This window comes from Derxia gummosa DSM 723 (genome assembly GCF_000482785.1).
Taxonomy (GTDB): Bacteria; Pseudomonadota; Gammaproteobacteria; order Burkholderiales; family Burkholderiaceae_E; genus Derxia; species Derxia gummosa.
Genome location: NZ_AXWS01000015.1, coordinates 15,025 through 28,488, shown reverse-complemented (window position 1 = coordinate 28,488; position 13,464 = coordinate 15,025). Strand labels below are relative to the sequence as shown.

The following is a 13,464-nucleotide window of genomic DNA, read 5'->3' as shown; positions in this document are numbered from 1 at the left end:
CCGCCGGCGCGCGTCCTTCCCGTCCCGCCTTGCGCGCGCGTCCGGCCCCGTGGCCGGGCGGCGCGCTCCCTTGTCCTGCCCCTGGAGTCCGCATGAACCGCTTCCGCTCCCTCCTGGCCGCCACGCTCGCGGCCGGCCTGCTCGCCGCGCTGCCGGCAGCCCGCGCCCAGATCCGCACGCACGCCCCCGACCCGGCCACCGGGGCCGGCGCCGCCGTCAGCGTGGAAGACGCCTGGGTCCGCGCCACCGTGCCCGGCCAGAGCGCCACCGGCGCCTTCCTGCGCATCACCTCGCCCGTGCCCGCGAAGCTCGTCGGCGTCAGCTCGGCCATCGCCGCCAGCACCGACCTGCATGAATCCGTCGAGGAAGGCGGCATGAAGAAGATGCGCCCAGTCGCCGCCCTCGACCTGCCCGCCGGCAAGACCGTGAGCCTCGCGCCCGGCGGCTGGCACGTCATGTTCACGGGGCTCAAGGCGCCCGTGACCGAAGGCGCCACCGTGCCGCTCACGCTCGTGATCGACGACGGCAAGACCCGCCGCAACATCGAGGTGAACGCCCAGGTGCGCGCGCTGACCACGCCGGCCGACGGCGGTCACATGCAGCACCAGCACTGAGGCGGCCCGACATGCGCACCGCCCAGCTCCCGACCGTCCGCCAGCGCGCCAGCGCCACCACCCACGCGGCTGTCGCCAGCGCGCCGCGCCACCTCCGTCGCGCCCTCGCGCCGCTGCTGCTGGCCACCGGCCTCGCCGCCGCGCCCGCCGCCCAAGCCTCCTGCGGCAGCGCCTTCTGCCTCGTCAACACCGACTTCGCGGTGCAGGGCGCCTGGCTCGACCACGGCTGGCGCGCCGACCTGCGCTACGAACTCGTGCAGCAGAACCGGCTGCAACGCGGCAGCCGCACGATCGCGCCGGCCGATCTCGACGATCCGTCCGAGGTCGAGCAGCGCACCCGCACCCAGCGCGTCATCGCGAGCCTCGACTACGGCTTCAACGCCAACTGGGGCCTGTCGCTGCAACTGCCCTTCCTCGACCGCGTGCACGAGCACCTCGCCGACGGCGAGCCGGTGGACTGGCATTTCCGGCAGATGGGCGACGCACGCGTCACGGGCCGCTGGCAGTCCGACCTGCTCGGCGACACGGCCGGGGCCGGCAGCGTCGGCCTCGTGGCCGGCTTCAAGCTGCCCACCGGCCGCACCGACGTGCGCAACGCCGACCAGACGCCGGCCGAGCGCGCGCTGCAACCCGGCACCGGCACCACGGACCTCGTACTGGGCGGCTACTGGCGCGGCCTGCTGCCCGCGAGCGACCTGAGCTGGTTCGCCCAGGTCCAGACCGAGAGCGCGCTCGCCGCGCATGACGGCTTCCGCCCCGGCAACAAGCTCGGTCTCGACCTCGGCCTGCGCTTCGAGGGCGCGACGGTCGCGCCGATGCTCCAGCTCAACTGGCAGCTGCGCGCCCGCGACTCGGGCGCCGAGGCCGAGCCCGACAACTCGGGCGGCCGGACGCTCGCGCTCAGCCCCGGCCTGTCGGCGCCCGTCGCCGCCGGCACCCAGGTCTATGCCTTCGCCCAGATCCCGGTCCACAGCCGCGTGAACGGCGTGCAGCTCAGCCCGCGCTGGGCGCTGTCCACCGGCATCAGCCAGCGCTTCTGACGTGCTGCAAGCCTTTGCATCACCACCACAACATTCCAGGGAAGACCGCATGCAACCTCTTCGCCCCGTCCTCGCCGCCACCCTCGCCAGCCTGCTCGCCGCCTGCGGCGGTGGTGGCGACGACAATGCCGGCGCCCCGGCCAGCCCCCGCACCGTGACCATCGCCTTCGACGCCATCGCCAACGGCGGCCCGGCGCGCTGCGGCAGCACGCTCGGCTCGCTCGGCAGCCCGGCGGTGTCGGCGGCGCTGCGCGACCTGCGCTTCTACGTGACGAACGTCAGGCTCATCAGCGCCGGCGGCGCGAGCCAGCCGGTCACGCTCGCCACCAACGACTTCCAGAGCAGCGGCGTCGCGCTGCTCAACTTCAACGACGGCAGCACCGCGGCCTGCGGCGGCACCGCGATGACGCTCAACACCGGCATCACCGGCACGGTGGCGGCGGGCAGCTACACCGGCATCGAGTTCGAGGTGGGCGTGCCCGAATCGGTCAACCACAGCGACTACGCCGCCTCGGCCGCGCCGCTCAACGTGGTGGCGATGGCCTGGTCGTGGCAGTACGGCCGCAAGTTCCTCAAGATCGAGGTCGATCCGGCCGGCGGCATCACCCGCCCGAGCGGCAGCGCCACCGCCTGGTACACCCACCTCGGCTCGACCGGCTGCGCGGCCGATTCGGCCAGCAGCACCGGCTACACCTGTACCAACAGCAACCGCATGCCGGTCAGGCTCGCGAGCTTCAACCTCGATTCGCAGAAGGTGGTGCTCAACCTCAACGCGCTGTTCACCGACGTGAACCTCGCGCTCGACCAGGGCGGCGCCACCGGCTGCATGTCGGACGGCACCGACGCCGACTGCGCAGCGATCTTCGCCAACATGAAGATCGACCTCGCCACCGGCGCGCCGATCAGCGGCGGCAGCACCAGCCAGGCGATGTTCATCGCGGCGGGCAAGTGATGGGCGGCGCGCATCCGCAAAGAGGGTTGCGCGCCGGCGCGCCGCGCCGGCTGGCGGGCGCGGTCGCGCGGGGCCACCGGCGCCTGGGTTCGGCCGGCGCGCTGGCGCTGCTGCTGACCGCATGCAGCGCCGGCGGCTCGGGCGGTGGCGGCGTCGCGCACAACCACGGCACGCCCTCCATCCCGGCCGCCGACGGCCTGCCGCGGATGGTGGTACCGGCCGACAACCCCTACACCGAAGCCAAGTTCGAACTGGGCCGCGCGCTGTTCCATGACACCCGGCTGTCGGGCAACGGCACGCAGAGCTGCGCGAGCTGCCACGAGCAGGCTCGCGCCTTCACCGACGGCCGGCCGCTCGCCATCGGCTCGACCGGCCAGACCCATCCGCGCAATGCCCAGCCGCTCGCCAACGCGGCCTTCCACGCCACGCTCACCTGGGCCAATCCGACGCTCGTGACGCTCGAACACCAGATGGAAGTGCCGCTGTTCGGTACCGATCCGGTGGAACTCGGCATCACCGACGCCAACATGCCCGAGGTGCTGGGCCGCTTCGCCGCCGACGCGAAGTACGTCGAGCTGTTCGCGGCGGCCTTCGGCGGCGGCAGCGGGCAGATCACGATCGGCAACATCATCAAGGCCATCGCCACCTTCGAGCGCGGCCTGACGAGCGCCGATTCGCGCTACGACCGCTACCTCGCCGGCAAGGCCGTGCTGACCGAGTCGGAGACGCGCGGCATGCAGCTGTTCATGGGCGAGAAGGCCGAGTGCTTCCATTGCCACGGCAGCTTCAACTTCAACGACCACATCCGCTACGTCGGCCAGGGCAGGGTCGAGACGCCGTTCCACAACACCGGCCTGTACAACATGGGCGGCACCGGCGCCTTCCCCTATCCGAACCGGGGGCTGTTCGAGTTCACGGCCCAGGCCGCCGACATGGGCGCCTTCCGCGCCGCCAGCCTGCGCAACGTGGCGCTCACCGCGCCCTACATGCACGACGGCAGCATCGCGGCGCTGGAGGAGGTGCTCGACTTCTACGCGGCGGGCGGGCGCAACGTCACGAACGGCCCGCTCGCGGGCGACGGCCGGCGCAATCCGTACAAGAGCGACCTCATCGGCAACATTAGCCTGACCGCCCAGGACAAGACCGATCTCGTCGCCTTCCTGCGCACGCTCACCGACGACACCCTCGTCACGAGCGCGCGCTTCGCCAAGCCGTCCTGGCTGCCGTGACGGGCCGAGGCATGCGGCGGGCACCTTGCGGGCTGGCCACAAGCAACAAGGGCGTGACGCCGATCCCGACGTCACGCCCTTGCGTCATCACGGCCACGCGCGGCACGGCGCCGGATCAGCCCCGGTGCAGCAGCACCTCGACCACGAAGTTCGACCCGATGTAGCCCAGGAACAGCAGCCCGAAGCCGACGAACACCTGGCGCATCGCCACCCGCCCGCGCCAGCCGAAGCGCCAGCGCCCGAGCAGCAACACCGCGAACACCAGCCACGACAGCACCGAGAACACGAACTTGTGATCGAGCCGGAACGGCCGGCCGAACATCTGCTCATGAAATCCGACGCCCGTCGCGATGCTCGCCGTCAGCAGCCCGAAGCCGACGAGGATGGTGCCGAACAGCACCCGCTCCAGCAGCAGCAGCGGCGGCGCCAGACGCAGCAGCGGCCCGATCACCGGATGCCGCTGCCACGGGCTGGCCGGGCGCGCATGCAGCAGCCGGTCGAGCGCGAAGATGCCGCAGGCATAGATGGCCGACACGCACAGCACGCCGTAGGCCAGCATTGCCAGCAGGAAATGGGTGCCGAGCAGCGGCGTGTAGGTCGCCTCGAGCTTGAGCACCGGCGGCGGAAACAGCAGCACCAGCGCCGACGCCACGAAGCCGAGCGGAAACAGCACCACGCCAAAGAGGTTCACCGGCAGGAAGAGCTGGTTGACCAGCTGGGCCGCGCACCCCACCAGCACCATGAAGGAGATGGCCGCCGCGAAATTGAAGGCGAGCTGGTGATCGGCCAGCATCACGCCGAACAGCACGTAGCAATGCCCGATCACCACCGCGATCTCCGCCAGCCGCAGGCCCGGCCCCACCGCCACCTCGGGCGGCGGCGCCAGCGTCATCGCGGCACCGCCCGGCGGTTGGGCGCGCTCGACGAAGCGCCAGAGCAGCCAGGTCAGCAGCAGGTAGAGCAGGGCGATGACGGAGGTTTCGGCGGTGAGCATTGCCTGAGGGAAGGAGGGAGGACGGTCGGCGCGCCGGGGCACGCAAGCCGGCGAGTTTGACATCCGCCGCCCCGCGCCGCTCGGCTACGCCCTGCCTGCAACCGGGCGAAACCGACGCGCAATCCGCCATGGCCGCCGGATCGCGCCGCGCCCGGCGAGGCGCGCGGCTTCCGGCCGCCGCGTGCAGCCGCGTCGAGCCACGCCTGCCGGCGCCGCAAACGACGAAGGCCCGCAAGCGGGCCTTCGGCATCCGCGCGCGGCGGACGAAGAAAAAAGCGCCACCGGCCCGACCAACCGGCGCGCGAGGAGAGAGACGTTTACTCGACGCCCTGGTCGCGCTGGCGAACGAACACCGCCTTGCGGATGCGTTCGTTGATCGCCACCGGATCGGCGTCGACCTTGCGCTGGGCAGCCGTCAGCGCGCCGATCGCGATGGCGGCCTCGTCATGACGCAGGGGAATGCGACCGGCCACATGGGTCGCGCCGGGGACCGCCGACCGGATGGCCTGGCGGTTGGGATGCTCGCCGATCTCGACCAGGCCGCCCGCTTCGGGCACCCCGTTGAGACAGACATAGCCATCGATGACCTCGACCTTGCGGCCGTCGGCCGTCATCTTCACGAACGTGGCCTCGCCACTGATGGGCATCGGCGTGATTTCGGTCGGGGTCGTGTTCATTACGCAGCCTTTTCGCTGTAGTTGGCCCAGAACTCGGCCTGGTTGACATAGGCGCCGATCGCCAGCGCCTTGAACTTGTTGCTCGTGCCGCACTTGTAGCACTTGCCGCTCATGCTGAAGCCCTGGCCCGAGCACATGTGGTCATGCGTCTGCTGGCAGCCGGTGGCGCCGCATTCGCACTGGAAGACGGTGCCACGGCAGGCGTCGTTGTAGCTGCCCTTGCGCGTGCCTTCGCACAGCACAAGCTCGCCGCCCTCGGGCGTCTTGGCGGTTTCGGTGAGGGTCTTGTAGGTGGTGGTGGCCATCGTCGGTGCTCCCGGGCTTGAGACTGGGTTGAGGTTCGCGCCATGGCACGAGGTCGTCGCCTCGCGCTGTTTCCGGCTGCCGCACCGTCCTGTAGGTTTTGGGACCAACCTGACAAAACAGTTCTCGACGAGCCGCTTGCGTGCCAGTTCAGCGAAAACCGTGCCGTCGCATCGCCACTTCTTGATCCGCCGCAAACCATGCCCGCCTCGCCCGTGCCGCCGCTCCCGCCCGCCGAAGGCCTCGATGAAGCCGCCTGGGTCGATGTCATCCACAAGATGGACGAGGTGTACTCGCGCCTGATCGAGGACGAGATCGCGCTGGAGCAGAAGAACGCCCAGCTGGAGGAATCGCACCGCTTCATCTTCAGCGTGCTGAGCGCGATGTCCGACCTCGTGCTGGCCTGTTCCGAGAGCGGCGAGATCCAGGACAGCAACGACGCGCTGCGCGACCTCGTCGGCAGCACCGAGGCCGGCCTGCGCGGGCGCCGTCTCGCCGAACTGCTCGCGCGGCCGGAAGACGAGGCCGCCGTGCGCGCCCTCACGCAGGCGGCGGCGCTGGCCGGGCCGCGCGCGCCGCGCGAGCCGGTGGAGCTGCATCTGCGCGACGCGGCCGGCAGCGCGGTGCCGGTGGAGGTGCATTGCTCGTCGCGCTTCGACGCCAACGGGTTGCGCTCGGGCTTCGTGTTCGTGGGTCGGCCGGTGGGCGAATTGCGCCGCGCCTACCAGCAGCTTCAGGACGCGCACAACGCGCTCAAGCAGACCCAGGCCCAGCTGCTGCATTCCGAGAAGATGGCCTCGCTCGGCCGGCTGGTGGCCGGCGTGGCGCATGAGCTCAACAACCCGATCAGCTTCGTGCTCGGCAACGTGCATGCGCTCAAGCGCTACTGCGAGCGCCTCGGCGACTACCTCGCGGCGCTGCACGCGGGCGTGCCCGCAAGGGAGGCCGAACGGCTGCGCGCCCATCTCAAGATCGACCGCACGCTGGCCGACTTCCCGTCGCTGATCGAGGGCACGCTGGAAGGCGCGACGCGCACGGCCGAGATCGTGGCCGGACTCAAGCGCTTCTCGGCCATGGACGACCGCGAGGAGGCGCGCGAGGTGGCGCTCGACGACGTCGTGGCGCGCGCGGCGCTGTGGGTCGGCAAGGGCACGGGCGGGCGCTTTGCCGTCACCCAGCGCGGGCTGGCCGATTGCATCGTGCGCGGCTCGCCCGGGCAGCTCATGCAGGTGTTCATGAACCTGATCCAGAACGCCTGGGACGCGACGAGCGCGGCCGGCGTCGAGGCGCCCGCGCTCGACATCTCGGCGAGCCTGCTCGATGCGCAGGGACGGGAGTTCATGGCGGGCACGACGGACCCGAGCGGTCACGCGGGCACGCCGGGCCGGATCGGCGGCGGCGCCCACGGCCCCGCCGAACGCGTGCGCGTGCGCTTCAGCGACAACGGGCCGGGCATTCCGGCGCCGCTGCTCGGGCGCATCTTCGACCCCTTCTACACGACCAAGCCGGTCGGCAAGGGCACGGGGCTGGGGCTGTCGATCAGCTACGGCATCGTCGAGCAGCACGGCGGCCGGCTGTCGGCCGACAGCGCGCCGGGCGGCGGCGCGGTCTTCACGGTCGAACTGCCGCTCGCGCCGCCATGACGGCCCCGCAAGTGGATGCGACAGCCCGCCTCACCCGATAGCGCGCGCCGACTCAGAGGGCGTGCGCGATCGGGACAGGCATTCGCGGGCCTCTCCCGATCCACATTGCGGAATACGGCACCGTACGGCGCGAAACCACCACACTCCCGCCGGTTGAAGTCGCCCCCGTGAAAGCTTGCCAAGCAAGAATCCGCCGCGAGCGCCGCCCACGGCGCCTTCTTCTCTCCCTCCTGCAATGACTCCTCTACTTCTGCTGCTCTACGTAAGCAGCGCACGCACGCCGCTGACCGACACCGAACTCGCGGCGCTGCTCGTCCAATCGCGCGATCGCAATGCCCGGCTCGGGTTGACCGGCGTGCTGCTCTACCGGGACGGCAATTTCATGCAGGCGCTCGAAGGCCCGGCCGACGCCGTCGAGCAGGTATGGGCCTCGATCCAGCGTGACCCGCGCCATCACGACATCATTACGCTCATGGAAAGCACGGTGCAGTCGCGCAGCTTCGGCAGCTGGTCGATGGGCTTCATCAATCTGGACGGCAGCTGCGCGCCCCAGGTGTGCAGCTGCGACAGCCGGGAACCGATCAAGCTTGACGCCCTGCATGACAACTACGGCGCCGTCGCGCTGCTGCGCGGCTTCCGCGACCATTTCTCGATCGGCCTGCGGCCGGCCTGAAGCTCCGGAGTCCTGGCGCCGGGGCGCAGGCCGGGCCGCGTGTCCGGCCTGCTCCAATTCCGGCCGGCGTCAGCCCGCCGCCCGCCTCGGCTGCAGCGCGCCGAACTCGTGCGCGAGCAGCGCCTCGCCGTTTTCGAGCACGTAGTAGCGGAAGGCCTCGGCCACCGGCGACAGCGTGCGCGCCTGCACATGCACGAGGTTCCAGCTGCGCACGATGGGCGCGCCCTCCACGTCGATGACCGCGAGCTTGCCGGCCTGCAACTCCATTGCAAGCGTGTGCAAGGACAGCACGCTCAGGCCGATGCCGGCCATCACGCACTGCTTGATCACCTCGTTGCCCGTCACTTCCATCGCCACGCTCGGCGTGAAGCGCGCCTCGTCGAAGAACTGCTCCATCGTCGCGCGCGTGCCCGAGCCGCGCTCGCGCACGATGAAGTTGTAGGGTGCAAGCGCATGCAAGGGCGGATGCCCGGCGTTGAGCGAGGGATGGTCGGGCGGCGCCACGAACACATGCGGATGCGCCGCGAAAGGCTCGGCACGCGCCGCGATCTCCTTGGGCGGCCGGCCCATGATGGCCAGCTCCACCTCGTTGCGGCTCATCATCGCCATGAGCTGCTCGCGGTTGCCGACGCTGATGCGCACTTCCACGCCTGGATGCTCGCGCGTGAAGTCGGCCAGCAGGCGCGGCACGAAATGGCTCGCCGTGCTCACCATGCCGATGTGCAGCATGCCCACGTCGATGCGCTGGAGCCGGGCGAGCAGGTCTTCCGCGTCGCGCAGCGTGCCGAGCAGCTTGCGCGCGTACACCAGCACGTACTCGCCCACGGTCGTGAGCGCCACCGTGCGGCCGCTGCGGTCGAACAGCGGCATGCCGATGTTCTCCTCCAGCTCCTTCACCTGCATCGACACCGCCGGCGGCGTGAGATGCAGCTCCTCCGCCGCGCGCGCGAAGCTCAGATGGCGCGCCACCTCGTTGAACACCCGCAACTGCCGGAAAGTCACGTTCTTCATCGGACTCGATCCCGTTTCCTGTTCAGCCAAAGCTTACGTTACGGGTAAGGAACTCTGACTTTTCCTGAACCGGAACGACGCAGAGACTGCCCCTCAACGACAACGCAACACCGCGAGACGAGAGGAGACAGCATGAACACTGCCGTGGATCAGGGCGTCATCACCGATGCCAAGAAGCGCTACAGCGCCGGCGTCCTGAAGTACCGCCAGATGGGTTACTGGGACGCCGACTACGTGCCCAAGGACACCGACGTGCTCTGCCTGTTCCGCATCACGCCGCAGGATGGCGTCGATCCGGTCGAGGCCGCCGCCGCCGTCGCCGGCGAGTCGAGCACCGCCACCTGGACCGTCGTCTGGACCGACCGCCTCACCGCCTGCGACAGCTATCGCGCCAAGGCCTACAAGGTCGAGCCGGTGCCCAACAATCCCGGCCAGTACTTCGCGTGGGTCGCCTACGACCTGATCCTGTTCGAGGAAGGCTCGATCGCGAACATGACCGCGAGCCTCATCGGCAACGTGTTCAGCTTCAAGCCGCTCAAGGCCGCGCGTCTCGAAGACATCCGCATTCCCGTCGCCTACGCCAAGACCTTCAAGGGCCCGCCGACCGGCCTCGTGGTCGAGCGCGAGCGTCTCGACAAGTTCGGCCGTCCGCTGCTCGGCGCGACCACCAAGCCCAAGCTCGGGCTGAGCGGCCGCAACTACGGCCGCGTCGTGTACGAAGGCCTCAAGGGCGGCCTCGACTTCATGAAGGATGACGAGAACATCAACTCGCAACCCTTCATGCACTGGCGCGATCGCTTCCTGTACGTGATGGACGCGGTCAACAAGGCCAGCGCCGCCACCGGCGAGGTCAAGGGCTCCTACCTGAACGTGACCGCCGCGACGATGGAAGAGATGTACGAGCGCGCCGAGTTCGCCAAGGAGCTGGGCTCGGTCATCGTGATGGTCGATCTGGTGATCGGCTGGACCGCGATCCAGAGCATGGCCAACTGGTGCCGCAAGCACGACATGATCATGCACATGCACCGCGCCGGCCACGGCACCTACACGCGGCAGAAGACGCATGGCGTGAGCTTCCGCGTCATCGCCAAGTGGCTGCGCCTCGCGGGCTGCGATCACCTGCATACCGGCACGGCGGTCGGCAAGCTCGAAGGCGATCCGCTCACGGTGCAGGGCTACTACAACGTCTGCCGCGACTCGTACACCCGCCAGGACCTGCCGCGCGGCCTGTACTTCGACCAGGACTGGGCCGATCTCAAGAAGATCATGCCGGTCGCCTCGGGCGGTATTCATGCAGGCCAGATGCATCAATTGATCGACCTGTTCGGCGATGACGTGGTGCTCCAGTTCGGCGGCGGCACGATCGGCCATCCACAAGGCATCCAGGCCGGCGCGACGGCCAACCGCGTGGCGCTCGAAGCCATGGTCAAGGCCCGCAACGAAGGCCGCGACATCAAGAACGAAGGCCCGGAAATCCTGCGCCGCGCCGCGCAATGGTGCTCGCCGCTCAAGCAGGCGCTCGATACCTGGGGCGAGATCAGCTTCAACTACACGCCGACCGACACGAGCGACTACGCCGTGACGCCGAGCGTGGCCTGACGCAAGCCACCGACGCCGGGCGCGCAGACGCCCCGCCGGCCCGGCCGGCGCCACGGCGCGCCGGCCCGCGCGGCGGATGCCCGCCACCACCGAATCCGAGGAGACAGAACCATGATGACCAACCCGACCGGCCGCCTCACGCAAGGCCAGTTCAGCTTCCTGCCCGACCTCAGCGACGAGGAGATCGCGGCCCAGATCGAATACGGCTTGGAGAAGGGCTACGCCTGGAGCGTCGAGTACACGGACGACCCGCATCCGCGCAACACCTACTGGGAGATGTTCGGCAACCCGATGTTCGACCTGCATGACGCCGCCGGCGTGATGATGGAACTCAAGGCCTGCCGCGAGACCTTCCCGAACCACTACATCCGCATGATGGCCTTCGACTCGACCCGCAACGTCGAGACGATCACGATGAGCTTCATCGTGAACCGCCCGGCGGTCGAGCCCGGCTTCCACATCGAGCGCACCGAGGTCAACGGCCGCACCCAGCACTATGCGATCCGCTCCTACGCGAGCGATCTGCCCGAACGCGAGCGCTACGGCGCCCAGGGCTGACGCGCGGGCGGCGCCGGTCGCCGCCCGGATGCCGGCCCCGGCACTGCCCGGCATCCGGGCGCCCTCTCCCTGCGCCCGCCGGCGGCGTTCCCTCCGCCTCCGGCACGTGCAAGCGATTGCGCGCCGCCCGCCTCCGTCAGGCCAACACCGCTTCTGCGGACCCGATCGCGGCATGACAGCCCGCCTCGCCGTCATGCCCCGCGCGCCCGCAGCTTTTCCTTCCGCACCGCCCTTCGTCCGCCGCCGCGCGGGCGATGCGGCGGCCCCTTTCCGGACGAAACGCCATGTCGAAGTTCCGCATCGCTCCCAGCCTCCTGTCGGCCGATTTCGCCCGCCTTGGCGACGAGACCCGCGAGGTCATCGCGGCAGGCGCCGACTGGATCCATTTCGACGTGATGGACAACCATTACGTCCCCAACCTGACCGTCGGCCCGATGGTGTGCGAGGCGCTCAAGCGCCACACTACGCGCGCCGACGGCAGCCAGGCGCTGATGGACGTGCACCTGATGACCACGCCCGTGGACGGCCTCGCGGCCGCCTTCGCGGCGGCGGGCGCCGACATCATCACCATCCATCCCGAAGCCACGCTGCATGTCGATCGCACGCTCGGCGCCATCCGCGCGGCGGGCTGCAGGAGCGGCCTCGCGTTCAACCCCGGCTCGCCGCTCGACCTGCTGGAATGGGTGATCGACAAGGTGGACCTCGTGCTGATCATGAGCGTCAACCCCGGCTTCGGCGGCCAGAGCTTCATCGACGCCTCGCTGCGCAAGATCGAGCGCGCCCGCCGCATGATCGACGCGAGCGGCCGCGACATCCGCCTGGAGGTTGACGGCGGCATCACCGCCGAGACCATCGGCCGCGCGGCGGCGGCGGGCGCCGACACCTTCGTGGCCGGCTCGGCCGTGTTCAAGCCGGCGGACCGCGCCGACGCGATCCGCCGGCTGCGCACCGCGCTCGCGCCCTTCGACAAGCCGCGCCATGCCGAGGGCGACGACACCGTCTCGCTGCCCGCCGGCATCGGCGCCCTCGCCGGGAGCCTCGCATGAACGCGCGCAATCCCCTGCCCTTCGGCGCCGGCCCGGCGCTGAACCTGTCGCGGCCGACCGGCGACGCCGCGAAGACCGGCGCGAACGGCGCCACGACGGCGCCCGGCGCGGCGGCCGCATCCGGCGCCGCCGCGCGGCAAGGCGCGCAAGCCGGCGCCGCCACGCAAGCGCTTGCAAGCGACGCCCCCGCAATCAACCTCAAGCCCGCCAACACCGTCGCCGCCGTCCTCGCCGAGACCCGCATCGAGGACACGCTCGACGAACTCGACCGCGACCTCGTCGGCCTCGCGCCGGTCAAGAACCGCGTGCGCGAGATCGCCGCGCTGCTCGTGATCGACCGGCTGCGCCGCAACCTCGGGCTCGAAGCCGAGACGCCCTCGCTGCACATGTGCTTCACCGGAAATCCGGGCACCGGCAAGACAACCGTGGCGATGCGCATGGCCGAGATCCTTCACCGCCTCGGCTATGTGCGGAAGGGCCATCTCGTGGCCGTGACGCGCGACGACCTCGTGGGCCAGTACATCGGCCACACCGCGCCCAAGACCAAGGAAATCCTCAAGAAGGCGATGGGCGGTGTGCTGTTCATCGACGAGGCCTACTACCTCTACCGGCCCGAGAACGAGCGCGACTACGGCCAGGAAGCCATCGAGATCCTGCTCCAGGTGATGGAGAACCAGCGCGACGACCTGGTGGTGATCCTGGCCGGCTATGCCGACCGCATGAACACCTTCTTCGAGAGCAATCCGGGCATGTCGTCGCGCATCGCGCACCACCTCGACTTTCCCGACTACTCGCGCGACGAGCTGCTGTTCATCGGCGAGAAGATGCTTTCGCAACGCCACTATCGCTTCGACGACGGCGCGAAGGAGGCCTTCGCGCGCTACCTCGACCTGCGCATCCCGCAGCCCCATTTCGCCAACGCGCGCAGCGTGCGCAACGCGCTCGACCGCGCCCGGCTGCGTCAGGCCGGCCGCCTGTTCGCCGACCGCGAACGCGAGCTGACCGCCGACGACCTCACCACGCTCACCGCCGCCGACGTGCTGGCGAGCCGCCTGTTCGCGGGCGGCGATGTCCCCACGCCCGCCGCGCGCCCGCACACAGCCGCCTGAGCCGACAGAACGACTA

Annotated in this window: 14 protein-coding genes; 10 read left to right on the top strand and 4 right to left on the bottom strand. The window is 70.0% G+C overall.

Annotated elements, in window-relative coordinates:
- Positions 1–92 precede the first annotated feature (92 nt).
- From H566_RS25645 to H566_RS0115630, 4 genes are read left to right on the top strand one after another with little or no spacing between them, the layout of a single operon-like run.
- Complete coding sequence (locus H566_RS25645; protein ID WP_084545181.1) at positions 93–614, top strand: copper chaperone PCu(A)C; 522 nt, start codon at positions 93–95, stop codon at positions 612–614.
- A gap of 11 nt (positions 615–625) precedes the next feature.
- Positions 626–1,654 (top strand): hypothetical protein, encoded by a 1,029-nt coding sequence (locus H566_RS0115640; protein ID WP_028312168.1) that lies wholly within the window; start codon positions 626–628, stop codon positions 1,652–1,654.
- Between the two features lie 49 nt (positions 1,655–1,703).
- Positions 1,704–2,606 (top strand): MbnP family copper-binding protein, encoded by a 903-nt coding sequence (locus H566_RS25640; protein ID WP_034411994.1) that lies wholly within the window; start codon positions 1,704–1,706, stop codon positions 2,604–2,606.
- Positions 2,606–3,835 (top strand): methanobactin export MATE transporter MbnM, encoded by a 1,230-nt coding sequence (locus H566_RS0115630; protein ID WP_084545180.1) that lies wholly within the window; start codon positions 2,606–2,608, stop codon positions 3,833–3,835. Before H566_RS25640 ends, H566_RS0115630 begins: the two co-directional genes overlap by 1 nt.
- Before the next feature lie 115 nt (positions 3,836–3,950).
- On the opposite strand, the gene H566_RS0115625 is transcribed toward H566_RS0115630, so the two are convergent.
- The 3 genes from H566_RS0115625 to H566_RS0115615 all read right to left on the bottom strand — a co-directional run bounded on the left by H566_RS0115625 (position 3,951) and on the right by H566_RS0115615 (position 5,811).
- Positions 3,951–4,829 (bottom strand): cytochrome C assembly family protein, encoded by an 879-nt coding sequence (locus H566_RS0115625; RefSeq protein WP_051378850.1) that lies wholly within the window; start codon positions 4,827–4,829, stop codon positions 3,951–3,953.
- A gap of 317 nt (positions 4,830–5,146) precedes the next feature.
- Positions 5,147–5,506: a hypothetical protein gene (locus tag H566_RS0115620; RefSeq protein ID WP_245591385.1), complete on the bottom strand. Its 360-nt coding sequence runs from the start codon at positions 5,504–5,506 to the stop codon at positions 5,147–5,149.
- Positions 5,506–5,811 carry a hypothetical protein gene (locus H566_RS0115615; protein WP_051378849.1) on the bottom strand — a complete coding sequence of 102 codons (306 nt, stop codon included), beginning with the start codon at positions 5,809–5,811 and terminating at the stop codon, positions 5,506–5,508. The genes H566_RS0115620 and H566_RS0115615 overlap by 1 nt, the downstream gene beginning before the upstream one ends.
- A gap of 198 nt (positions 5,812–6,009) precedes the next feature.
- On the opposite strand from H566_RS0115615, the gene H566_RS25635 reads away from it, so the two are divergent.
- Both H566_RS25635 and H566_RS25630 read left to right on the top strand, forming a co-directional pair.
- Positions 6,010–7,452: a sensor histidine kinase gene (locus H566_RS25635; RefSeq protein WP_034411993.1), complete on the top strand. Its 1,443-nt coding sequence runs from the start codon at positions 6,010–6,012 to the stop codon at positions 7,450–7,452.
- Positions 7,453–7,687: 235 nt separating this feature from the next.
- Complete coding sequence (locus tag H566_RS25630) at positions 7,688–8,125, top strand: BLUF domain-containing protein (RefSeq protein WP_051378848.1); 438 nt, start codon at positions 7,688–7,690, stop codon at positions 8,123–8,125.
- Positions 8,126–8,194: 69 nt separating this feature from the next.
- Here the strand turns inward: H566_RS25630 and H566_RS0115600 are convergent, their stop codons facing one another.
- The gene (locus H566_RS0115600) at positions 8,195–9,136 is read right to left on the bottom strand and encodes a LysR family transcriptional regulator (RefSeq protein WP_028312163.1); all 942 of its coding nucleotides are present in this window, start codon (positions 9,134–9,136) and stop codon (positions 8,195–8,197) included.
- A gap of 132 nt (positions 9,137–9,268) precedes the next feature.
- Here H566_RS0115600 and H566_RS0115595 point away from each other — a divergent pair, with 132 nt between their 5' ends.
- The 4 genes from H566_RS0115595 (at position 9,269) to cbbX (ending at position 13,448) form a co-directional block, all read left to right on the top strand.
- A complete protein-coding gene (locus H566_RS0115595; RefSeq protein WP_028312162.1) occupies positions 9,269–10,735 on the top strand; it encodes a form I ribulose bisphosphate carboxylase large subunit in 1,467 nt (488 codons plus the stop codon).
- Positions 10,736–10,846: 111 nt separating this feature from the next.
- On the top strand, positions 10,847–11,293 hold the full coding sequence (locus tag H566_RS0115590) for a ribulose bisphosphate carboxylase small subunit (RefSeq protein WP_028312161.1): 447 nt from the start codon (positions 10,847–10,849) through the stop codon (positions 11,291–11,293).
- Between the two features lie 284 nt (positions 11,294–11,577).
- Complete coding sequence (rpe, locus tag H566_RS25625) at positions 11,578–12,339, top strand: ribulose-phosphate 3-epimerase (RefSeq protein ID WP_084545178.1); 762 nt, start codon at positions 11,578–11,580, stop codon at positions 12,337–12,339.
- A complete protein-coding gene (gene cbbX, locus H566_RS25620) occupies positions 12,336–13,448 on the top strand; it encodes a CbbX protein (protein WP_084545177.1) in 1,113 nt (370 codons plus the stop codon). Before rpe ends, cbbX begins: the two co-directional genes overlap by 4 nt.
- Positions 13,449–13,464 lie beyond the last annotated feature (16 nt).